General features: G+C 63.3%; 22 protein-coding genes and 1 pseudogene. 9 read left to right on the top strand and 14 right to left on the bottom strand.

Annotated features, from left to right (window positions below; all coding sequences use genetic code 11):
- Positions 1-10: 10 nt before the first annotated feature.
- Positions 11-1,003: a LacI family DNA-binding transcriptional regulator gene (locus tag ACX80C_RS03275; protein ID WP_459324802.1), complete on the top strand. Its 993-nt coding sequence runs from the start codon at positions 11-13 to the stop codon at positions 1,001-1,003.
- 105 nt (positions 1,004-1,108) lie between these two features.
- Positions 1,109-1,543, top strand: coding sequence for an SRPBCC family protein (locus tag ACX80C_RS03270; protein WP_167993446.1), 435 nt, complete (start codon positions 1,109-1,111; stop codon positions 1,541-1,543).
- 24 nt (positions 1,544-1,567) lie between these two features.
- Here the strand turns inward: ACX80C_RS03270 and ACX80C_RS03265 are convergent, their stop codons facing one another.
- Genes ACX80C_RS03265 through ACX80C_RS03220 form a run of 10 tightly spaced genes read right to left on the bottom strand, consistent with a single transcriptional unit; the run spans position 1,568 to position 13,292 of the window.
- Entirely contained in the window at positions 1,568-2,374 is an 807-nt protein-coding gene (locus tag ACX80C_RS03265) for an HpcH/HpaI aldolase/citrate lyase family protein (RefSeq protein WP_459324801.1), read from the bottom strand.
- Positions 2,371-3,570, bottom strand: coding sequence for a CaiB/BaiF CoA transferase family protein (locus ACX80C_RS03260; RefSeq protein WP_459324800.1), 1,200 nt, complete (start codon positions 3,568-3,570; stop codon positions 2,371-2,373). The genes ACX80C_RS03265 and ACX80C_RS03260 overlap by 4 nt, the downstream gene beginning before the upstream one ends.
- Positions 3,567-5,567: a formylglycine-generating enzyme family protein gene (locus ACX80C_RS03255; RefSeq protein ID WP_459324799.1), complete on the bottom strand. Its 2,001-nt coding sequence runs from the start codon at positions 5,565-5,567 to the stop codon at positions 3,567-3,569. The genes ACX80C_RS03260 and ACX80C_RS03255 overlap by 4 nt, the downstream gene beginning before the upstream one ends.
- Positions 5,551-6,471 carry a ribokinase gene (locus ACX80C_RS03250; protein ID WP_459324798.1) on the bottom strand — a complete coding sequence of 307 codons (921 nt, stop codon included), beginning with the start codon at positions 6,469-6,471 and terminating at the stop codon, positions 5,551-5,553. Before ACX80C_RS03250 ends, ACX80C_RS03255 begins: the two co-directional genes overlap by 17 nt.
- A complete protein-coding gene (locus ACX80C_RS03245; protein ID WP_459324797.1) occupies positions 6,468-7,853 on the bottom strand; it encodes an ADP-ribosylglycohydrolase family protein in 1,386 nt (461 codons plus the stop codon). Before ACX80C_RS03245 ends, ACX80C_RS03250 begins: the two co-directional genes overlap by 4 nt.
- Complete coding sequence (locus ACX80C_RS03240) at positions 7,850-9,013, bottom strand: ADP-ribosylglycohydrolase family protein (protein ID WP_167995943.1); 1,164 nt, start codon at positions 9,011-9,013, stop codon at positions 7,850-7,852. The genes ACX80C_RS03245 and ACX80C_RS03240 overlap by 4 nt, the downstream gene beginning before the upstream one ends.
- Before the next feature lie 55 nt (positions 9,014-9,068).
- On the bottom strand, positions 9,069-10,367 hold the full coding sequence (locus ACX80C_RS03235) for an ABC transporter substrate-binding protein (RefSeq protein ID WP_459324796.1): 1,299 nt from the start codon (positions 10,365-10,367) through the stop codon (positions 9,069-9,071).
- Between the two features lie 51 nt (positions 10,368-10,418).
- Positions 10,419-11,291: a carbohydrate ABC transporter permease gene (locus ACX80C_RS03230; protein ID WP_459324795.1), complete on the bottom strand. Its 873-nt coding sequence runs from the start codon at positions 11,289-11,291 to the stop codon at positions 10,419-10,421.
- A 4-nt stretch (positions 11,292-11,295) separates the two neighbouring features.
- Positions 11,296-12,228, bottom strand: a complete 933-nt coding sequence (locus ACX80C_RS03225) for a carbohydrate ABC transporter permease (RefSeq protein ID WP_459324794.1) — start codon at positions 12,226-12,228, stop codon at positions 11,296-11,298.
- Entirely contained in the window at positions 12,225-13,292 is a 1,068-nt protein-coding gene (locus ACX80C_RS03220; protein ID WP_459324793.1) for a LacI family DNA-binding transcriptional regulator, read from the bottom strand. The genes ACX80C_RS03225 and ACX80C_RS03220 overlap by 4 nt, the downstream gene beginning before the upstream one ends.
- A 178-nt stretch (positions 13,293-13,470) precedes the next feature.
- Here ACX80C_RS03220 and ACX80C_RS03215 point away from each other — a divergent pair, with 178 nt between their 5' ends.
- From ACX80C_RS03215 to ACX80C_RS03195, 5 genes and pseudogenes are all read left to right on the top strand, one after another.
- Positions 13,471-14,343 (top strand): class I SAM-dependent methyltransferase, encoded by an 873-nt coding sequence (locus ACX80C_RS03215; protein ID WP_459324792.1) that lies wholly within the window; start codon positions 13,471-13,473, stop codon positions 14,341-14,343.
- A gap of 103 nt (positions 14,344-14,446) precedes the next feature.
- Positions 14,447-14,614, top strand: a pseudogene (locus ACX80C_RS03210) (helix-turn-helix domain-containing protein); the annotation flags it as partial.
- A gap of 36 nt (positions 14,615-14,650) precedes the next feature.
- Positions 14,651-15,103: a hypothetical protein gene (locus ACX80C_RS03205; RefSeq protein ID WP_459325087.1), complete on the top strand. Its 453-nt coding sequence runs from the start codon at positions 14,651-14,653 to the stop codon at positions 15,101-15,103.
- Positions 15,100-16,041 (top strand): ABC transporter ATP-binding protein, encoded by a 942-nt coding sequence (locus ACX80C_RS03200; protein WP_459324790.1) that lies wholly within the window; start codon positions 15,100-15,102, stop codon positions 16,039-16,041. Before ACX80C_RS03205 ends, ACX80C_RS03200 begins: the two co-directional genes overlap by 4 nt.
- Positions 16,031-16,834 carry an ABC transporter permease subunit gene (locus tag ACX80C_RS03195; protein WP_459324788.1) on the top strand — a complete coding sequence of 268 codons (804 nt, stop codon included), beginning with the start codon at positions 16,031-16,033 and terminating at the stop codon, positions 16,832-16,834. Before ACX80C_RS03200 ends, ACX80C_RS03195 begins: the two co-directional genes overlap by 11 nt.
- Positions 16,835-16,901: 67 nt before the next feature.
- Here ACX80C_RS03195 and ACX80C_RS03190 read toward each other — a convergent pair whose 3' ends face one another.
- The 4 genes from ACX80C_RS03190 to ACX80C_RS03175 form a co-directional block, all read right to left on the bottom strand.
- Positions 16,902-17,831 carry an aldose 1-epimerase family protein gene (locus tag ACX80C_RS03190; RefSeq protein ID WP_459324787.1) on the bottom strand — a complete coding sequence of 310 codons (930 nt, stop codon included), beginning with the start codon at positions 17,829-17,831 and terminating at the stop codon, positions 16,902-16,904.
- Positions 17,832-17,877: 46 nt separating this feature from the next.
- Positions 17,878-18,555: a class F sortase gene (locus ACX80C_RS03185; RefSeq protein WP_459324786.1), complete on the bottom strand. Its 678-nt coding sequence runs from the start codon at positions 18,553-18,555 to the stop codon at positions 17,878-17,880.
- Positions 18,556-18,573: 18 nt separating this feature from the next.
- Positions 18,574-19,347 (bottom strand): hypothetical protein, encoded by a 774-nt coding sequence (locus ACX80C_RS03180; RefSeq protein ID WP_167993422.1) that lies wholly within the window; start codon positions 19,345-19,347, stop codon positions 18,574-18,576.
- Positions 19,348-19,468: 121 nt separating this feature from the next.
- Positions 19,469-19,966: a DUF3515 domain-containing protein gene (locus ACX80C_RS03175; RefSeq protein ID WP_459324785.1), complete on the bottom strand. Its 498-nt coding sequence runs from the start codon at positions 19,964-19,966 to the stop codon at positions 19,469-19,471.
- 133 nt (positions 19,967-20,099) lie between these two features.
- On the opposite strand from ACX80C_RS03175, the gene ACX80C_RS03170 reads away from it, so the two are divergent.
- Together ACX80C_RS03170 and ACX80C_RS03165 are read left to right on the top strand one after the other, a co-directional pair.
- Positions 20,100-20,297: a hypothetical protein gene (locus ACX80C_RS03170; protein ID WP_459324784.1), complete on the top strand. Its 198-nt coding sequence runs from the start codon at positions 20,100-20,102 to the stop codon at positions 20,295-20,297.
- A complete protein-coding gene (locus ACX80C_RS03165) occupies positions 20,281-20,619 on the top strand; it encodes a type II toxin-antitoxin system PemK/MazF family toxin (RefSeq protein WP_459324782.1) in 339 nt (112 codons plus the stop codon). Before ACX80C_RS03170 ends, ACX80C_RS03165 begins: the two co-directional genes overlap by 17 nt.
- Positions 20,620-20,623: the final 4 nt, after the last annotated feature.

Here is a 20,623-nt window from a genome sequence, read left to right as displayed (position 1 = left end):
TGATTTCCCCGTGACGGAGCCCAAGCGGCCCACCCTCCGCGACGTCGCCCAGGCTGCAGGCCTGTCGAAGGCGGCTACGTCCTACGCCCTGCGCGGTCTGCGCGGCTCCGAGAAGACAGTTGCGCGCGTTCGCGCCATCGCCGATGAGCTGGGCTGGTCAGCTGACCCGGTTGCACGCGCACTTGCGGGCGGCCGCACCGGGAATGTTGCGATCCTCGGTTCGCTGGGCGACCTGTGGCGGCAGGGACTCGCGGTGATGCTGTCCCAGGCGCTGCACGAGCGCGGCATGTTCTCGGCGATTGTCGACGTCGACACCTCGCCCGCGCGCGAACGCGAAGTCCTCGCCTCGCTGGCTGCACAGCGGCTGGATGCCGCGATCGTGCTTCCGGTGGACCCGTCAGCCGAATACTGGGTGGAGGTTCCCGAGCGCATCCGCCTGGTCTCCATCGGTGACGCGCTCACACTGCGGCCGGATGCCAGGTGCGTGCTCTTCGACAACGAGTACGGAATCGGAACCGCGCTTGGGCATCTCGCGGAGGCCGGGCATCACTCCATTGGGCTGTTGGCGCCGTCGTTGCCTTCCACGCCGGGCAGGCCCGCGCAGCTGCTGGTTGAGAAGCTCGGTGCGGAGATGGGGCTCAGCGTGGCGGTGGAATCCTCGAGGTCTTCGGTGGCTGGCGCATCGGAGGCGGCATCGGTCCTCCTGACCCGCCCGCAGCGTCCGACGGCGCTGCTCTGCCTGGGCGATTCCCTTGCGTTCGGCGCCTACAGCGCTGCGCAGTCGCTCGGCATTTCCATTCCGGGTGACGTGTCGATCCTGGGATTCGACGACAGCGAACTTGCGCCGCTCGTGAGCCCGCAGTTGAGCACCTTCGGGTGGGATGAGCGGGCGATCGTCGCCGCTGCGATTCAGGGAGTGGCCGACGACGACGGCCCTGCGTCCACCATGTTCCGCCCGGAGTTCATTGTGCGCGGATCCACGGGAACAGCCCCGACTTCCTGACCGCACGCATCGACTCTCCAATAGGTGACCGTTTGAGCGCTCAAACGGTCACCTATTGAAGAGTCGATGGGTGCGCTCGCGCGTGATGATCAGTAGGCTGACTAAATGATTACCGTAAGTGGTTCAGTGAAGTCCGATCTGTCACCCGAGCGCGCTTTCGCCTACCTCTCGCAATTCGAGCACACGAGCGAGTGGGATCCGGGTACGCCCGTGGTGGAGAAACGTTCCCAGGGCCCGGTCGCAGTGGGGCACCGGTACCACGCTGAGGCCGAGTTCAGGGGCAAGCGGAACCCGATCGAGTACGAAGTTATCGAACTCGAGGGCAACCACATCAAGCTCCGTGGCGAGAACAAGAGCGTCACGGCGTTCGACTCGATCGATGTCAAGCCCGACGGGACGGGCTGCGAAGTGACGTACACGGCGGAGTTCGCTGTGAAGGGACCGGCAAAGATTTTGCAGCCGTTCCTGAAACCGGCGTTCAACTCCCTGCGGGATCCTGCGCTCAACGGATTGAAGCAGAAGCTGCAGTCGCTGACTTAGGTTTCGAGCCCCGCAGGCATTGTGCTAGGAGTCCTCCGGCGGGATTGCCCGATGCCGTACTAGGATCTGCTCGGCACGGCCGATCATCGCCGGATCGACCATCGAACCGTCCGGCAGGGTTCTCACCCCGTCGGTCGCCATCGCAACCTGGACCGACTCAGCCCAGCTCAGCTCGTCTGTGGAAGGACGGTGGGCCTCACGAATGATAGCCAACTGCGTTGGATGCACGGCCGCTCGCCCCACCAATCCGAGCGTGAGCCCGTGAACGGTGTCCCGCAGCAGCCCTTCCGCATCCTGTATCCGCGGATACACCGACATCATCGGCGCTTCAATCCCGGCCGCCCTAGCAGCGAAAACCAACCGAAGGCGGGCGTAATCGAGCACCGCGTCGCTGTCGCTTCCCAGCTCGCTCGCGAGATCGGATTCTCCCAGCGCCACCCGCGTCACCGCCGGGTGCCTTGCAATCGCGAACGCATTCTCCACGCCGAGCGCATTCTCCAGTAACGCGGTGACTGCTCGCCCACCAATAGCGTCCATGTCATCGGGCTGAATGGCCTTGGGTAGGCGCAGTTCCACGGTTGGAGGCAAGTCCGCAACAGCCTCAAGATCAGCGGCGTCACCAGGATTGATCCGAATCTGGAACACAGGGTCGCGGTCCGTTGGATGGCGGCTTTCGAGCCACCGCACGACGGCGGCCCTCGCCGAAGTCTTGTCTGCCCGAGGCACAGAGTCCTCCAGATCAAGGATGACCATGTCCGCGCCGGCGCCCACCGCTTTACCGAACCGATCGGGACGGTTTCCCGGAACATAAAGCGCGGTCAACAAAGTCACACAACACCTCGTTCCCGCAGTGCCGCCAGCTGTTCCGCGGTAACGCCGATTTCCTTGAGTACGGCGTCGGTGTCCTGACCGTGAGAGCGGCCAGGCCACCGGATGCTGCCTGGCGTCCCGCTCATCCGGAAGAGAACGTTCTGCATCTTGATCTCACCCAACTGATCATCCTCAACACGCTGAACGGTCCCGAGCGCGGCATACTGTGGGTCGGTCATTACCCCTTGGACGTCATACACGGGCGCAACGGCCGCATGCGCGCGTTCAAACTCGGCCAATACCACCGCGGTGGGACGCTGGCCGATCCAGGAGGCGACGGCGTCGTCGAGCTCATCCGCATGCTGGGCACGGGTGTGGCCTGATCCGAACCAGGATTGTTCGGTGAGGTCGCTTCGGCCCACCAGATGTAACACCCGCTCGGCGATGGACTGCGAACTGGTGGAAACGGCAACCCATTCGCCGTCCCCGGTGCGGTACACGTTCCGCGGCGCATTGTTGACCGAACGGTTACCCACCCGCGGTTGGATGTGCCCTAATTGGTCATAGGCTGTGATCTGCCCGCCCAGCAGCATGAGGATCGGCTCGATGATCGCCATATCGACCACCTGGCCCTCACCGGACCGGGACGCATTGTGAAGCCCCACCATCACCGCGTAGCTCGTGGCAAGGGCGGCGATTCCGTCGGCCAGTCCGAATGGAGGCAGCGTCGGCGGTCCGTCCGATTCCCCGGTCAGGGCCGCGAAACCGCTCATTGCCTCGGCAAGTGAGCCGAACCCCGGCCGGGCAGCATACGGTCCGAACTGGCCGAACGCGGTCACACGGGCGATGACCAGACGAGGATTTACTTCATGCAGCCGCTCGGGAGCCAGATTCCACCGTTCCAGCGTCCCTGGCCGAAAGTTCTCGATCAGAACGTCCGCTTCGGCTACGAGCCTCAGCAGTAGCTCAGCACCCTGGTCCGTCCCGAGGTTCAGCGTCACCGCACGCTTGTTCCGTCCCAGCGTTTTCCACCAGAGGTTCACACCCTCCCTGGCGGGACCGTGTCCTCGGGCCGCGTCCGGCTTGGTGGGATGTTCCACCTTGATGACGTCGGCTCCGAAGTCCCCCAGGAACGTTGCCGCCAGCGGACCGGCGAACAGAGTGGAGACATCCAGCACCCGGATGTCCGTCAGCGGTCCGGCAGCGGAACGGCTCATCGCGGACCATCCCAGGCAAGTCGGAAGCCGATGAACGGGCTGCGTTCCATCCCTGCACCGGCAAGCAGTAACTTCGCCGAGAATGCCCCCGACCGTCGGCCGCCGTCGAAATACCAGTCCGAACCCTCCGGCGCGTAGTCGCTGCCGCCCTTGAGGATGACGAACCTCGTCACAGTGTCCGTATGCTCGCTTTCGGTCCAGTTCCAGACCCACGGCTTCAGCCGGGCGAAACTGCTTTCCGTGGATGCCAGTTGCCACTCGTGCTCGGTTGGGAGCCGTGCGCCGGCCCACCGTGCGTACGCGCGGGCGTCGGTGAGCCCAACATAGGTCGCGGGAGCGTCGTCGTGCTGGTCATCCCAATCCATGAAGCGGTTTTGATGTAAGGGCTGATACCCGGTCTCGGCTACGAACCGGGCGAATTCCGCACGCGTTACCTCAGTGGCGGCAACCGCCACACGGCCGATGGTGACGCTGAAGGTTTCCTGCCGGTCGTCGTGCAGCCGGGGAGGCAGAGGCTTCCATTCCTCCACATATGGTGCGTCGAAGTACAGGCCGGTCTCGCGCCGTCGGTACTCGACCGTGAGCTTGTGGATGCCCTCAGACAGGGCCACAGCGTCCGACGACGGCGGGTTGCCGGAGGCTGGAGGATCAACCCGGCGCTGGGGTAATTGCTCGAATGCGTCGTCAGCGGTGAGGTCGCCTGCGTTGGTCTCCGCATACGAGAGAAAGGAGTCGAGCCAGTCAGGAGCGGCGCCGTCGTGCGCGTAAAGTGCCGCGATGCCGCGGGCAGGGATGGTCACGATCCCGGTCTCCGTGGAACCCCGGCCGAGCAGATCAACCACCCTCCGGTCCTCCAAGGCATCCGCGGTGAGTACCTGGCCGGAGTAAGGCGCCTGCGCCCGGTTGATGACTGTCCAGAGCACCTCCCGCCCGCGTTTGAACCGCGAAACATACACGCCAGCGGCAATGGCTTCCGGAACTGCATCGATCAGCGGCGTCCACTCGCCCTCCGAAAACACCGGGCCAAGAACCTTCTGAATCCGCGACATTGCCCGCAAGGTGGCCCGATCGCGCTGGTTCCATCCAACCCAGACGCCAAAGACGGTATCCCAGATCAGCATGCCTGTGCCGTTCATGAAACTGGTCTGCAGCTCGGCACTGTGGTCCCGGTTCCACCGGCGGGTCGAGTGCATCATGTGGCGCTGTTCGTACCAGTGGGCGCGCAGCACTCCAGGGGCAGCCGAATCGGCGAACCACTGCGCCCAGCTCAGCTGGTGGTCCTCGACCCGGCTTAATTGAATCCGCGATTCTCCCTCAAGTACCTGCCCCTTCTCGGCAAGTGCGGCGATCAGCTCGGTGCCGCCTTCCTTCATGGTGTCGAGGAAGACACCGTCGACCCACAACTCCTCAACGAGCGCAGCCAGTTCCGCAGGGTCATCGCCGTCCGCACGGCGGGTGCCGGTGTCCCACGGGTTGTAGTTTATGAATACCCGCACACCTGCAGCTTGGAACTCGGAGACGACTTCCTGCACGCCGGGAACAAGGCGGTAGAAGTCGAACTGGTTTCGGTCGTCGATCCCGATTACCGGGTAGGCGTGCCAGAGCACAACGCCGTTGACTCGACCGTATGTAGAACACCCTTCCAGGTAAGACTGCACAGTGAACCGCTGAGTGCTGTGATCGAAGAGCCGTTCATCCCACAACCACGCCAACGCCACGTTGTAGCAGTGGGCAGCCCAGCGCAACCGGTCGTCGTCGTAACGACCTCCCTGATAGTGCAGCCGCTCACGGGCTTCAACTCGCCACTGCATCAGCGCGGCCCGCCACTGTGGCCACTCTGCCGGGTCATCCGGAGCCGCGAAGATCTTGGCGATGTCGCCGATCGCCGGATCGATTGGTCCGCCCAGGGGAAGCTGAGTGGGCAGGTCAATCGGCCGCGCCACCAACGGATCGAAGGAATTGGTGGCGGCTTCGTCAGGATCAGTCAGTTGATTCATGGCGATGAAGATGGCTCTCAATCTCTGCTCGGTCAGGTATGGAAGGCACGGCGCCTTCCCTTTGCACGGATAAGGCAGCTGCGCAGGCAGCGAATCGCGCTGCGTGTAGGACGTCGGTTCCCTCGGAAAGAGCTGCCGCAAAAGCACCGCAGAAGGTGTCACCAGCTCCAGTGGTGTCGATGGCGCGTGCGGCAAACGCTGGTAAGTGCACGGTTTCGGCGCCCCGGCGTGCAACCAAAAGCCCACTTTCACCAAGAGTTACAACGACGGCCGGCACACTCCGCAGGAGTTCAAGCGCAGCGTGGTTTGGGGCGGATCTGCCGGTTGTGTCGGCGAGGCCGGCCAGGATCAGTGCCTCATGTTCGTTGACGATCAGCACATCCAGTTCCGGCAATAGCTGCGCCGGAAGCTCCCGGACCGGGGCGGCATTGAGGATCACGGTACAGCCGGCCTCATGACCCGCCCGTGCAGCGTCCAGTACGGTCTCCATCGGGATTTCCAGTTGCATCAGCAACACGTCAGCAATCCGAATGGCATCCAGTTCAGCCGACGTCAGGTCGGCGAAATCACCGTTAGCCCCCGCATTCACGATGATGGTGTTGGTACCGGCGCCATCCAGCGTGATGAGGGCGGTGCCGGTAGGGCCGTCCTGCGTCCGAAGATGAGCCTTGACGGTCGCAAGTTTCAGCTCACGCCTCAGAATTGCCGCGCTGGCGTCATTGCCGAGGGAACCGATGAAGGATGTTTGGGCGCCCGCCCTGGCTGCCGCGATCGCCTGGTTATTGCCCTTCCCGCCCGGGTACTGCGCTGAACGCGCTGCCAATAAGGTTTCCCCTGGTGCGGGAATGCGGTCAACGTGGTACACGAAATCCAGGTTGGCGCTTCCTACGACGACGACGCTCACTCCGCTCCGTCCTCACTTTTCATGCCGAATTCCTCTTGCAGGCGCACGGTCCTGTCAGTTAGCTCATCGAACGAAATTCCATCGAAGCCCGGGACACTGGATGCAAGCCTGTCCTGTAGGGGATTAGTCCAGCTGGAGGGCAGCGCCTCCGCGCCGAGCAGGCCTCCACAGAGCGACCCAACAGTGGCAGCTGTTGAGTCCGTGTCCCAACCGCCGGTGACAGCGGTCGTGATTGCCTGGGCGAAGTCTCCTTCCGTGTGGGAGCGTGAGCTCCGGGTAAGAGCGAACGCGAGCAGTGCCGAATTGTTCAGGGAGTGGACCCAGTGGAAGTGGCCAAACTCGCTGTGTAGCGCGTCGAGGGCTGTTTCGGTGTCCTGACCGCTCCTGCCGAGCTCAGCTCCCACCTCGATGGCGTGACGGTACCGGCTTTGCGGGGGCACTACGGAGAGCCCGGCGACCAGGACGTCGTCGACGCCGTCTGCGGTGAGCGAGGCTGATGCCGCAGCCGCCACGAACATGGCCCCATAGACTCCGCTACGGCGATGGCTGAGCATTGCATCCTGCCGCGCCAATTCTGCTGCTTCTTCGGGTCGTCCGGGCAGAACCCAGCCGTATACGTCCGCGCGGATCTGCGCACCGATCCATTCCCGGAACGGGTTCCGGTGCCCTCCTGCGTCCAGCGGAGCGTAGCCGTCCAGGAGGTTCCGGTAGGCGATCCGCTCAGCGGTGAAGACCCTGCCGCCTGGAAGGTTGTCCAGCCACGCCTTCGCGACGTGGTCGGTGGTGAAACCGGTCCCGTGTTGTTCAAGAATGGTGAGGGCGATGAGGGGGAAGTTGAGGTCATCGTCCTCGGGCATTCCGCCAATGTTTTCCAGCAGGCTGGTGCCCCGGCTCCGCCGGTTCCACGGATACTGCTCGCCAACCGCGGGATCCAGTCCGCAAGCGGTGAAGTAGGAGCTGATCGGCCAGTTTCCGGTGGACTGCGCAATACGTCGGATGCCCTCGCGGGGAATCTTCTCCACAGGTTTGCCGAGCAGACACCCGACCGCCCGGCCAAGCCAGGCTCCGCGCACCCGGTCGCGCACCGCCGTCGTGCTCACGGCTGCGGCCGGGCTGGCGAGGACCGGAATCTCCGGCTCCGTGTCGGAAAGGTGCCCAGACACGGGCAGGGTGTCCAACTCGTCAAGCAAATCCCGGGCCAGCGATCGCAGGTTGGCGGATGCGGGGGCATCGGAGGCGCCCGATACTGGCGGCTCCACGGAGCCACCCGCAGCCAGCCAGCGTTCGCGGATTCGGGAAGTGTGCCGTCCTTCGTCTTCAGCCGCCCGTAGCCCGTGCGGAACGAGATCCTCTGGCTGTGTCCAGGTCAAGCGGAAGGTCACCGCATCACTCCAGCCGGTTCCTGCTGCACACCGAGATCGGTGAGCGCAGCCCGGCGCGCTGCCTGCCGAGCCTCGTCCTTGCCCCAGATCTCCCTGGCGACTGCCGCCATCGTAAAGCCGCTGGCTTCGATGTCGAACCTGCTCGCCGTCGCAACGGCCTCACGCCACTCCGCGGGCACACCGTCCCGTCCGGTAAGCGCACCAGCAAGCGAGCCGGCCATGACCGCGATCGAATCGGAGTCCCTCCCGTAGTTGACGGCACCGAGCACAGCTTCGCGGTACCCGCCGTCCGCGGCGATCAGCATGCCCAGCGCCACCGGCAACTCCTCGATCGACTTGGTTCGGCTGGGAATCCTCGCGTCCCGTGCCGGCGAACGATAGTTCTCACCGACCGTGTCGAACGGCCGGACAGCGTCGCGGAGTGCGTGGATCGCGTCCTCCCAGCCGTCGACAGTGCGGGCACGGTCGACGACGGCGGCAATCGCCTCCCGCGTCCCATCTTTAGCAACCTGCAGGGCGACATCAATCACCGAGTCTGCGGTGGAACCTGGGCGCATTGCCTCCGCCACAGTAGCCGCGAACACGCCCGCGGCTTCCCTTCCATAGCTGGATTGGTGAGCGCCTGCGGCGTCAATCGCCTCAGCATAGGCAGCCTCAGGAGACCCGGCATTTGCTATCCCAATGGGTGCCGCGTACATCGTGGCCCCACAGTTGACGATGTTGCCAACCCCCGCCTCTCGGGGATCGATGTGGCCATAATGCAAGCGGGCCACGAGCCATTTCTCCGCGAGGAAGACCCGGTGGAGAAGCAGCGCCTCGGATTCCAGTTCAGGAATCCACCGCTTCTCCCCGATGAGCAGAGGAACCAGGTGCTCAGCTATGGCGTGGGCGTCCAGATGATCTCGAACAGTGGCGTATACGTCGACCAGTGCCGTTGTCATCAGGGTGTCATCGGTGATGTGGCCGTCACCCTTGTGATAGGGCGCGATTGGCCGAGCATTGCGCCAGTCGGCGAGGAACGGCGGAACAATCCCCGTGATGTAGCCGCCGTAGCGCTCCTGGATGGCCTCCGGAGTGTTTCCTTCCGCGGCACCGCCTAGGGCGTCGCCCACGGCGGCACCAGCCAGCGCTCCCACAGCCTTGCTTTCCAGCAGATCCATGCCCATCTCCTGCGTGTAGTGATTCGATGATTCGTTTAAGTGTGGAGTTGTCACCTCATCCGCCGGCAGATTCCCATCCCTCCGACAGCTGCGTCTGCAACTCCTCGTAACTGATCGAATCGGCGAAGTATTGCTGGAAGATCGGTGTTGCGTACTGGTCCTTCCACTGGTTATAGCTCGTCACCTGCTGGAATGGCGCGGAGGTGAGAAGCTCGCCGGTGGCAAGGGTTGCCGCCCATCCGTTCTCGCCGTCGGTCTGCTCCGCAACCAGCTCGCGTGCGGTACTGGTTGCGGGGATCAGCCAGTCACCCTGTGCCAGTTGGGCGAGGTTCTCCTGTGCCACGAAGTACTCGATGAACTGGGCAGCCGCCTCTGGACTCTCGCTTTCCGCAGCAACCGACATGGTCTGGGGGTTCGCAACCTGCTCTGCTGAAACCGTTCCCTCAAGTGGGGGAAGAATCGACCAGTTGAAGCCTTCGGGCGCGGATTCGATGAGCTGTTGGGCTATGAAGTTGCCGCCCACATACATGGCGTACGTTCCGCCATAAAAGCCGGGAAGTACATCGGAACCGCTCTGGGTCAGGGACACCGGGTCAATCGACCCATCCTCGAAGGCCATCTGATGGATACGTTGGGGAGCAGCGAGTTCCTCCTCGCCGACCTCGATGGTGACGTTCTCGCCGTCGACCTGGAAGAATTCGCCGCCGAACATCGGAGCCATGTTCATGATGGTGGCCGTCGGCTGCCGAAGTCCCCACCCAACGCCGAACGTGCCGTCTCCTGTGAGGTCGGACGCAACCTGCTGGAAGTCGTCCCACGGCAGTGTCTCACCGTCGGGAAGGGGAACACCCGCGGCCTCGAAGGCGTCGTTGTTCGCGAAGACCACGTAGGACTGCAGGAGGGTTGGGACGGCATAAGTGCCGGCTTCCTCCGACGTCACAGTGGACCACAGGTCCTCGGAGACACTGCTCCTGAGGTCCTCGCCGATGTAGGGCTCAAGGTCGGCCAGGTAACCCTGCTCGGCGAAGCCGGCCATGCCGGCGGATTCGAAGTGGATGATGTCCGGAGCGGTGCCGCCTTCGAACTGTGTGACAAGCTGCGCCTGGACGTTATCCCAACTGCCCTGTCGGAGTTCGACCTGGATGTCGGGGTTCGCCTCGTTCCAGGAGGCGACGATTTCCTCCGTCGCTTCAACGGTTGGACCCTGAAATGCCAGGCTTTGGAAGGTGAGGGCGACGGGCCCGTCCGCCGGTGCATCGCCGCCGCCCTCTGTGGAGCCGCCCCCGAAGGCACAGCCGGACAGCAGGCCCACCACGGCTACGGCGCCGAGGGTGGATGGAACTGTCTTTCTCATGATGTTCTCCTATTCGGTGTTTCTGTGGTGGTGTTGGTTCTTTGGTGGCGCTTAGCCCTTGACTGCGCCGCTCAGCAGGCCGGAGGTCAGCCTCCGCTGGATGATTGCGAAGAAAACCAGGCTCGGAATCGTGGCCAAAAGGGACGCCGCCGCGAGCTGGCCAAGCTGGACCTGCCCTTCCGCGCCGATGAAACGCGCGAGTGTCAATGGGAGGGTTTGGAGGTCTGGATCCTGGATGAGTACCAGGGCGAAGAAGAACTCGTTCCAGGACGAGATGAACGTGAAGAGGCTGGTGGCCACCAGGCCCGGCGCCAGGAGGGGAAGCACGATGGTTCGAAGAATGCGCGGGCGGGAGGCGCCGTCAACAGCGCCTGCCTCCTCAAGATCCACCGGGATGCCGGCGACATACCCACGGAGCATCCACAGCGCAAATGGGAGGGACCATACCGCGTAGACCACCACGAGTCCGACCAGCGAATCGATCAGGCCGATCTGCTGCAGGATGATGTACAGCGGAATGATGATCAGGATGAAGGGGAAGACCTGGCTCAATAGAATCCAGCCCGTCGCAAGTCCGCGGAGCTTCGTCTTGAAGCGGGCCAGCGCGTAGGCCGCAGGAAGAGAAAGCAGCGTGACGATGACCGTCGTAGCGAGTGCCACGATCAGGCTGTTGCGGCCAGCGGTGAGCAGGTCGGCCGTCTGGATCGCCGAAACGTAGTTGGTGAACTCCAGTGACTCTGGTAGCAGTTGCGGCACCGGGGAATTCAACTCACGCGAGGTCTTGAACGAGGTGCTGAGCAGGAATAGCAACGGGAAGGCGAGGAACACCAGGTAACCCGCGAGGACCAGGTATTGCAGGGGACGCGAGATCATCCGACGCTGCTTCTGGCTCAGGCCGTTTCGGGGGGCAGTCTGTGTGGTCATGATTTCACTTCCGTTCCCGTGTCTGCGCCCGCAAATAGACCACCAGGAAGATGGCGATGACCACCACCATGACGTTGCCCATTGCAGAGGCCAGCCCGAACTCGCCGTAGCGGAACGCCTCGTTATAGGCGAAGAGCATGGGAAGCATGGTCTGGCCGCCCGGGCCGCCGGCTGTCAGCACGAATACCAGGGCAAAGGAATTGAAATTCCAGATCAGGTCCAGGGTGGTTATCGCGATGATGATGGGTTTCAGGGCTGGCAGGGTCACGTGGATGAAACGGCCCCATGAGCCGGCGCCATCTATCGCTGCGGCCTCATGAAGCTCCGCCTGGACCGATTGGATCCCGGCCAGAAGGGTAATGGTGGTTTGCGGCATTCCGGACCATACGCCCACCACGATGACGGCGGGTAGTGCCGTTGAGAAGTCACCAAGCCAGTTGATGTTATCCGGGAGTCCCACCGCACCGAGAGCCTGATTTACAGGGCCGAAGGAAGGGTCCAGCATGAGGCGCCACATGATGGCAACGATTACCGGCGGGATGGCCCAGGGAATGAGGACAAGAGTGCGGGCGAGCCAACGCAGTCGCAGATCCATGTTCAGTAGCAGCGCCAGGCCAAGTGAGGCGAAGAACTGGAGGATGGTGACGGAAAACGCCCAGATCAACCCGATTTGGAAGGATTCCCAGAAGAGGTCGTATCCGAATAGCTCCTGATAGTTCTCAAGTCCGTTGAAGGTCGGTTCGACGTTCAGCCCCGCACGCGCATCGGTAAAACCCAGCAGAACGCCTTGCGCGAGCGGGTAGATGCTGAACAGCACCACGGGCAGGAGGGTCGGCAGGACCAGGATCCAAGCGTCGCGGCCACCCGATTTGCGGGTCATGCGGCGCTTGATGGGGCGTTCCGGTGGGGCTGAAACCGATGCCATGTTTGTGCTCATGACACACCTTCCTCAAGCTCCGGCTTCCTGGCCTTGGGATTGTGTCCGCGCGGTGCCGGATCAGCGGTTGACTCCCTCTCCGCGAGCCACGGGGACACCACGGTGGTTTCGGAGGGACGGGATGGATCCTCGATGCGCGCCAGTAGCAGCCGTGCGGCTTCCCGGGCGCGTTCGGCCGACCCCAGGTCCACACTCGTAATGGACGGATTGGCGTGGTCAGCGAGGTCGGTGTTGTCCATGCCGACAATGGCCACGTCCTCCGGCACACGCAGCCCTTTGGAAGTGATCACCTTCATGACGGCAACGGCGAGAAGGTCATTGGCGCAGAGAATGGCGTCCGGCGTTGCCTGCGCCGTGAGCACCTGCGCCGCTTCCAGTCCGGCTGCGTAGGTGAAGTCCGATGCCTCGACCTGCATGTCGGCCGTGGTTGGCAGCCCTCGCGATTCCATCGCGGCGAGATAACCTGTGAGCCGGGCCGATCCCGGCACCGTATCTACGGGGCCGTTCACGAAGGCGATGTGTTTCCGGCCGGTAGCTTTCAGGCGTGCCACAGCGATGTCGACGCCGGTGCGGGAGTCCGCGCGCACGTTGTCAAGGAGAACCCCCTGCGGTAGGGATCCGATGACCACCACCGGCAGTCTCGTGGAGGTCAGGCGTGCGATGATCTCGTCGGTGATGCGCAGGGGACTGAGGATAACGCCGTCGGCATACCCCCGTTCCAGGTTGTCGAGGAGTTCCACCACATCGTTGGGGTCGTTGCCAGTCGAGGAGAGGACGAGCCGGAAGCCAGCTTCCCGCACCACCTCGCTGACGGCGTGCATCATGGTCACATAAACCGGGTTGCCGACGTCCGCGACAGCCAGGGCGATCTGCTCTGTGCGGCCAACCTTGAGTGAGCGGGCCATGGCATCTGGAACGTACCCGAGTTCTTCGGCCGCCTTGCGGACTTTTGCTGCGATCGATTCCGATGCCGGCAAGTTGTTCAGCACCCGGCTTACCGACGCGACAGACACACCGGCACGCTGGGCTACCAGGGCAACCGTGGACTTGCGGGGAACTGACATGTGCGGTCCGATCGTCGTTGAGGGAACCTGACGGTTTTGTAATCGATTACTGTAATCGATTACAGGTTAGCACTGAGAGTCGGCTCACACAACGTGTTTAGGTGTTTGACGGCCGCGTGCCACCGCGGATTGAGTCGAGACCATCTGATCGCACAGATCAGCGTTGTAGTGTGATTGCGTGATCGTCCCCGATGTCTCCCAGAACGCCGCGGCGGTCGCTGACCATTACGACGAACTCGATCCGGTTTATCGTCAAGTGTGGGGTGATCATGTCCATCACGGGCTATGGGAGACGGGCCGCGAGACGCCTGCCGAGGCCGTTGAGGCGCTGGCTGACACAGTAGGCGACCGGCTGCAGCTTACGTCCGGAGAAGCGTGCGTCGATGTCGGCTGCGGCTATGGCTCGACCGCCAGGCAGTTGGCAGTAACACGCGGGGTCCGCGTTACCGGCTTCACCCTGTCCGCCGAGCAGGCCCAGTACGCCGCCACGCATCCCGTACTGGACGTGGACATCCATCTCCGCGACTGGCTCGCCAACGGTCTTCCGGACGCCTCGGCCGATGCCGCCTGGGCGATTGAGTCGAGTGAACACATGATCGACAAACCGCGGTTCTTCGCCGAGGCGCATCGTGTGCTGGCCCCCGGCGGGCGCTTCGTCGTCTGCGCGTGGCTGTCCGAGACGGGTGCAAGCGGTTGGAAGGTGCGCCACCTCCTCGAGCCGATCTGCCGCGAGGGGCGCTTGCCCTCGATGGGCACGCGCGAGGAGTACGAGGCGATGGCCAAGGCCGCGGGATTTGCGGTCGTCGACTATGAGGACGTCAGCGACCGCGTTGCGCGCACCTGGATGATCTGTGCCCGACGCCTTGTGAAAGCCCTGATCGTCGATCGCGATACCCGCCGCCTTGCCCTGAGTGCACGCAACCGCGTCTTTGCACTGAGCATCCCCCGCTTGATCCTTGCCTACCGAACAGGTGCGATGCGCTATGGCATATTCACGCTGTCGAAGGCGAGCGAGTCTGAGGCACCCGGGGCCGGGGCTAGCCGACACTGAGCCGGGTTGAACAAGCCGGCCAGGGCTCCTCTTGTACGGCGTTGAACTCTTGTATCGCGTTGAACTCTTGTATCGCGTTGAACAAACGTTTAGTATATTGACTATGCGTTTAGTCAATGAGGACTTGAATACCCCGGCAAAGATCCGTAATGCCGCGATACGTAGGTTTGGCGCGGACGGGTTTGCTCGGACGAGTGTTCGGGCTGTCGCGTCGGAGGCTGGTGTATCCCCGGGCCTCGTAATTCACCATTTCGGTTCAAAGGAGGCGCTGCGGGAGGCCTGCGATGACTATCTGGTGGAAAGGGTGATGGAAACCAAACCGCAGCTGCTCGATGAGCAGGATCTGGGTCACGGTATCCGCGAATCGTTGGCACGGATCGTTTCGTATCGTCCGCTCTTCATCTATCTGGGGAGGATGCTGACCGACGGGGGACAGGCCGGTGCGCATCTGTTTGATCGCTTCGTCGATGCCACCCGCGCCATGGTCGATGAAGGTGTGAAGTCGGGTCAGATGAATCCGAGCAGCGACCCGCACGTGCTGTCTGTTGTTCTGACAGCGCAAGGGCTGATGTCAGTGGTTCTGGAAGGCCACGTTGCCCGGAAGCTCGGGGCCACTGAACTCACCCCCGAAGTCATGGCGCGAATGACCCTCCCTGTCCTGGAAATGCAGACCTACGGGCTGTACAGGGACGAAACCATGCTCAACGCGGCCCGGCAGGGACTGCAAGCGGAGACAAACGAGGAGAAGGAACGGTCATGAGCAGTGCAATCAGCACGAATGAACTGACCAAGAGGTACCGGGGAAAGACCGCACTGGCGGGTATCACTTTCGACGTTCCCACGGGCAGTGTAGTGGGCGTTATTGGGCCCAACGGAGCCGGAAAGACCACAACCATGCGATTGCTGTTGGACCTTATCCGTCCCACGAGCGGTTATGCCCGAGTACTTGGGAAGGATCCACGTGTTGGCGGCACCGGGTTGCGGAGCAGGATCGGCTATTTGCCGGGGGAGCTTCGACTGGATGGACGTGCCACTGGAAAGGACCTGCTCACGCACTACGCGCGTCTCTCCGGCCGGGTACAGGCCGGAACGGTTGACGCATTGACTGAGAGGCTCGGGTTTGACCCAACCCGCAGGATCCGCACCTTGTCCAAGGGCAACCGGCAGAAGCTTGGCCTGATCCAGGCGTTCATGCACCGCCCAGACCTGCTGGTGCTGGACGAACCAACGTCCGGGTTGGATCCGCTGGTCCAGCAGGAATTCCTTGCGCTTGTCCGGGACGCTAAAGACGAAGGCCAGACCGTTTTTCTCTCCTCTCATGTGATCTCAGAAATTCAGCAGGCCGCGGACTTCGTCATAATCCTCAAGGACGGTCACATCGTCAACTCCCGATCCGTCTCCGCTTTGCGCAGCGAAGCGGCCCGCAAGGTTCGCTTCGTCATGCAATCCGACGACCTGGAGAAAGACCGCAGCCGCATCACGTACGAGGCGGGGCTGGGAAATGTTCGTACCCTCGAAGAAGAAAGCGGATCACGAGTGGTTGTCGAAGGCACCCTGGAGAGCACCCCAGACCAGTTCATCAAAGCCCTTGCGCGCCTCACGATCGTGGACCTCGTCATCGAGGAACCCGACCTGGAGCGGGCCGTCCTGAGCTTCTACGAAAACGACCTGGAAGGAGCAGCCAGTCATGCGCACTGAGATTCTCCCCCTGTTTCGCCGCACCCTACGAGACTCGGTTCCAGCCCTGCTGGGCTGGGGTACAGGTTTAGCGGGAGTCTGTCTGCTCTATCTGCCCCTCTATCCGACGATGGGTGGTGGAGCGCAACTCCAGCAAATGATTGAGAGCATGCCGGAGGAAATGATCTCGGCGTTGGGGTTCCAGAACCTTTCAACAGGGGCGGGCTATGTCCAGTCCACTGTGTTGGGCCTACTGGGCTTCGTCCTGCTAAGCATCGCCGTCATTGGGTGGGGTACCGCAGCAGTGGCTGGAGAGGAAGAACGCGGCGCCCTCGAACTCACCCTCGCGCATGCGGTAACCAGGACACAGGTGATACTCGAGGGAGCTCTGGCACTCTTCGTTCGGCTGGCCATCCTGTGCACGTTGCTGCTGGTGATCCTCCTCGTCCTCAACGGGCCTTCGGAGCTGGGGCTCCAGACCAGTGCCATCTTCGCCGGTGTGACGGCCCTGGGCGGTCTGGGGCTGCTCATTGGGCTCGCCTCACTCGCCGCGGGTGCACTGGTTCGCAGTAGGACAGTGGCCCTGCTTTCCGGCACCGCTGTTGCGGGCATCGGCTATATGTTCAACGCGTTGGGGAACCAGAGTGTTGACCTGCAGTGGCTCCACGCGCTCTCGCCGTATCGCTGGGCCTACGGAGAAGCTCCGTTAAGCAACGGTTTCGACGCCGGAGGGCTCACCCTGCTGTATCTGGGCTCGGCTGCGCTCATCCTCATCGCCGTTGCGGGGCTGCGACGGCGCGACGTCGGCAACTGAATGATTCCCCCAGCGCGGACCTCGCTCGAAGCCGCGTATCCGGTCAGCGCTCCAGCGGTCGAGCGGCCTAGAGAGCGTGAATCCGCCAGCTCACCGAGTGAGTGTCGCCCGGCTCCAGTACCGTCAGGTCCGTTCCCGAGTTGAAGGCATCCGGCGGGCACGTCATCGGTTCAGCGGCCAGGCCAAGCCGGGAAACGGCCGGGTTCGGCTTGTCGGCCGTGTGGATCTGCACCCATGGGCAGGCCGAGTCGAACGTGATTGCCGCCCCGCGCCCGTCTGCGGCCCGCACGGAAACGGTGGCGGCGCCGTCGTCGTCGTACTGGACGCCCGTGTAGGCGTGGTCCGCGAACGTGGAGCCGATCACCCGAGGCTCCCGGAAGTCCAGATCCGACGACGACGCCACGTCGGTCAGCGTCGTCGGGATCAGCCGGTCTTCGGTCACCTGCAGGACTTTCGACGCCGGTACCTGCAGCGTCCAGTCGTCAACCAGTCCGTCGCCTGCCACTAGGTACGGATGGGCGGATGCACCGTACGGCGCGGCGGAAGGCCCGGGGTTGACGGCGGTGATGGTGGTGGAGAGGCCGTCGTCGTCGAGCGTGTAGAGCACTTCGACCTCGAGTCGGAACGGGTAGCCCTTCTGCGGGACAACAACCGCTTCGAGTCGAACCGAGGCGTCGGTCTGTCCGGCCAGTGTCCAGTCAATCCACCCGAGCAGTCCATGGAGGGCGTGGCTGCGCTTCGGCTCGGTCAGCGCGAGCTCGTAGTCCTTGCCGTTGAACGAGTACTTGCCGTCGACAATCCGGTTGGGCCACGGAACCAGGACGGCGCCGCGGAACGAGGGCCGGATCTCATGGGCGTCGTAGGGGACCACGAGGTCGTGATCATTATGGCGCAGGTAACGTACGGAGGCGCCGACGCTGGCGATCGAGGCCGTGTACGGCCCATGCTGCAGGGTGTACTGGGTGCCGGAAACGGGGGTGGAATCGGTGGTTTTCATCGCGCACCACTCTACTTCCGACCGGGCACCAACCCGGAAAGAAACGCTAGGCCGTTTCGACCAGCTTTGCGTACACCACGAGGTTGTCCTCGAACTCGCCCGACGACGCCGTGAACCCGTCACACGTGATCAGCCGCAGCTCGGCCCCGTCGACCGGGAAGTAGACGGCCTTCGTGGGGAATTCGTTCTTCGGGTACACCTCGCTCTTGTACACCTCGAAGATGGCCGTTGAGCCGTCTTCCCGGTCGACCGTGATCCGGTCTCCCGCCTGCATGGCCTCAAGGTTGTAGAAGACGCCGCTCTCATCGGCGGTCGAATTCACGTGGCCCAGCAGTACTGAAGGTCCGGTCTCGCCCGGTGTCGGTGAGCCGTTGTACCAGCTGGCGGGTGCGCCCTCGTTATCCGGCGGCACTTCCAGCGTGTTGTCCTCGCGCAGGCCGGTCTCGATGATCTCCGCCTCCCGGTCCAGGGACGGGATGGAGAAGCTCACCGGAGCGGATGGGTCCATGGCCAGCGCCACCTCGGGTGGTGCGTCCGCGGCGGGGGCGGACTCGCTCGGGGAAGGCGCGGAGGGCGCACTGGATGAAGGCGCGCTCGACGACGGCGGACTCCCGGCAGTGCCGGGCTCCTCCGCCGCGGGCGTTCCGCAGGACGTCAGGGGCAGGAAGAGGAGCGCCGCCCCCGCTGCGAGGCGGAGGCGGCGGTCCTTTGCACAATTACTCATGAACGAAGGTGCCGTTCCTTAGCGGTCGGCAACCATACGACGGCGAACAGCGTACGCGCCACCGGCTGCAGCCAGGAGGCCGCCGCCGAGCAGGGCGACACCCATGCCGTTGGACTCTTCGGCAGCCGGCTCCGCAGCGGTCACACCGGTATCGGCGCCGCCGGCGGGCTGCATGTCGAGAGGTCCACACAGGGCCGGTGCCGTTGCTGCAAGCGGCAACGACTCAGCGCCAGGCAGGCTGCTCATGGTTTCGGTCGCAGCAGCCGGCTGGTTTGCCGGGTCCAGACCGTGAACAACCACTACGCCGGTGCCGTTGGCCAGGGCATCCTGGGTTTCCTGGTTCAGCTCGAACGTGCGCTCGTAGGTGAAGCTACTTCCGGAAGGAGCAACTGTCACATCGGTTCCGGCTTCAGGGCCGGTGCTACCTTCGAGCGAGAGCGTGGTGCCGATCATTCCGTATGACGGCTGGCCTTCAGGAGTGCTCACGATGCCGTCGCCATTGGCGTCATCCGCCATGGTGGGGCAGGTTCCCTGAGCACCGATGTGAATGTGCTGCACATGCGGGTAGGGGTTGTCCATGAACGTTTCGGCAAGGCCCGACGTCTCGATCGTTACTGTCGCTTCGGTGCCGTTGACGTCAATCCACGCCGTCCCGGATGCTCCACTGTTGTTTACCTGGTTCAGGGTTGTGGAGTAGGAACCGGCCGCGTGATCCGCCATGGCCGGCGCTCCCGCCATTGTGGTGAGCCCGAGGGCTACGGCGGGGGCTAGAAGAGCTACTTTCTTCTTCATCAGAGTTTCCTCCTCATCGGAATGTGTAGGCCCAGCTCTTGGGCGCACATATTGGGACTTCGGAGTACGTTCCCTGGCGGATTGGGATAATTCGGGTTTCATTCAGATAACGACGGCGGCGCTAGCCTTCCGGGGGCAACTCCACGGTGTCGTCGAGGCTCAGGCACTCTTCGGTCTGCTCGATCTGGGAGACCGGGCCGCCGAGGTCGACCAGGACGGTGCTGGATGCCACTTCGTTGGGGTTGAACAGTACCTCGACGGCGGGATTCCGGCCGTAGGTTGTGGCGGTCCAGATTTCGCTCTCGGTCGACTCCGCGATGATCCAGTCAACGTCGTTCACCGAGGCGCAGGCATCGGTTGTGGGGCCGGGAATCTCGACGCCGCAGCGCAGAACAACCTTCGATGGATCGCCCCACGCGGCGGTTGCCTGGCTGTTGGTTTCCCTCAGCTCGTAGCCTGCAACGTCCGGTGGGAGCGCGATCATCACTTCGGCGCAGTCGGGGTTTGCGGCGTCACCGGCCGCGTTGACGTTGACGATGGGGGAGCAGGCGCTCAGCGCCGCGATGAGAAGGACGCCCGGGCCGGCGGCGCGCAGGAAGGCGCGCGGTTGAAATGGCATGGGTCCAGCGTAACCGGCGAACCTTGGGAAGATTCGTGCACCTCGGGTGGCTTCGGCGGCTTTGAAGCCACCGGAAAACTTGAGTTGGGGAAACCCCTTGTAGACCTGTTGGTCTACAGGATAAAGTGAGGTTGTGTCTGATACAACGACGATTCGGGTCAGTCGAACTACGCATGACGAGCTGCTCAGACTCGCTAACGAGCGACACCAGACTGTCGCCAACACGGTTGCGCGAGCAGTCCGACTGCTCCATCAGGACGAAATCGGACATGACCTCGCCGCACCGCTGACCGATGACGAAACAGCCTGGCTCGATGCTGAAGCCGGGTGACATAGTCCAGCTTGAACTGGGTGTGCCATCTGGCTCAGAGGCGGGCATGACCCGACCGGCGATTGTTGTGACCGCGGCCAGGATCTTGCGTGGTGGTCCCAACGTTGTTCAAGTTGTACCGCTCACTCGAACCATTCGGGGCAGCGGCGCGGAGGTTGTGATCGAACCTGACGATTACAACGGACTCACGGCTCCGTCGGCCGCCCAATGCCAGCATCTGCGAGCGGTAGCCGTCGGCAGGATCACAGCGCACGCAGGAAATGTCGGCCCGGTATCACTACAGCAGGTCCGCAACACCATCGGCGTCATCCTCGATCTCTAACTGC

This window comes from Arthrobacter tecti, assembly GCF_054511355.1.
Note: the sequence above shows the minus strand (reverse complement) of the source record. Positions and strands in the feature narration are given on the sequence as shown.

What these genes read in the sequence shown, in the direction of transcription:
- ACX80C_RS03220 (WP_459324793.1), bottom strand. Translation starts at nt 13,292, where the DNA reads ATGTCAGTTCCCCGCAAGTCCACGGTTGCCCTGGTAGCCCAGCGTGCC.
- ACX80C_RS03165 (WP_459324782.1), top strand. Translation starts at nt 20,281, where the DNA reads ATGCTGAAGCCGGGTGACATAGTCCAGCTTGAACTGGGTGTGCCATCT.
- ACX80C_RS03180 (WP_167993422.1), bottom strand. Translation starts at nt 19,347, where the DNA reads ATGAAGAAGAAAGTAGCTCTTCTAGCCCCCGCCGTAGCCCTCGGGCTC.
- ACX80C_RS03270 (WP_167993446.1), top strand. Translation starts at nt 1,109, where the DNA reads ATGATTACCGTAAGTGGTTCAGTGAAGTCCGATCTGTCACCCGAGCGC.
- ACX80C_RS03175 (WP_459324785.1), bottom strand. Translation starts at nt 19,966, where the DNA reads ATGCCATTTCAACCGCGCGCCTTCCTGCGCGCCGCCGGCCCGGGCGTC.
- ACX80C_RS03255 (WP_459324799.1), bottom strand. Translation starts at nt 5,567, where the DNA reads ATGAATCAACTGACTGATCCTGACGAAGCCGCCACCAATTCCTTCGAT.
- ACX80C_RS03260 (WP_459324800.1), bottom strand. Translation starts at nt 3,570, where the DNA reads ATGAGCCGTTCCGCTGCCGGACCGCTGACGGACATCCGGGTGCTGGAT.
- ACX80C_RS03225 (WP_459324794.1), bottom strand. Translation starts at nt 12,228, where the DNA reads ATGAGCACAAACATGGCATCGGTTTCAGCCCCACCGGAACGCCCCATC.
- ACX80C_RS03235 (WP_459324796.1), bottom strand. Translation starts at nt 10,367, where the DNA reads ATGAGAAAGACAGTTCCATCCACCCTCGGCGCCGTAGCCGTGGTGGGC.
- ACX80C_RS03185 (WP_459324786.1), bottom strand. Translation starts at nt 18,555, where the DNA reads ATGAGTAATTGTGCAAAGGACCGCCGCCTCCGCCTCGCAGCGGGGGCG.
- ACX80C_RS03230 (WP_459324795.1), bottom strand. Translation starts at nt 11,291, where the DNA reads ATGACCACACAGACTGCCCCCCGAAACGGCCTGAGCCAGAAGCAGCGT.
- ACX80C_RS03190 (WP_459324787.1), bottom strand. Translation starts at nt 17,831, where the DNA reads ATGAAAACCACCGATTCCACCCCCGTTTCCGGCACCCAGTACACCCTG.
- ACX80C_RS03195 (WP_459324788.1), top strand. Translation starts at nt 16,031, where the DNA reads ATGCGCACTGAGATTCTCCCCCTGTTTCGCCGCACCCTACGAGACTCG.
- ACX80C_RS03240 (WP_167995943.1), bottom strand. Translation starts at nt 9,013, where the DNA reads ATGGATCTGCTGGAAAGCAAGGCTGTGGGAGCGCTGGCTGGTGCCGCC.
- ACX80C_RS03205 (WP_459325087.1), top strand. Translation starts at nt 14,651, where the DNA reads ATGGAAACCAAACCGCAGCTGCTCGATGAGCAGGATCTGGGTCACGGT.
- ACX80C_RS03200 (WP_459324790.1), top strand. Translation starts at nt 15,100, where the DNA reads ATGAGCAGTGCAATCAGCACGAATGAACTGACCAAGAGGTACCGGGGA.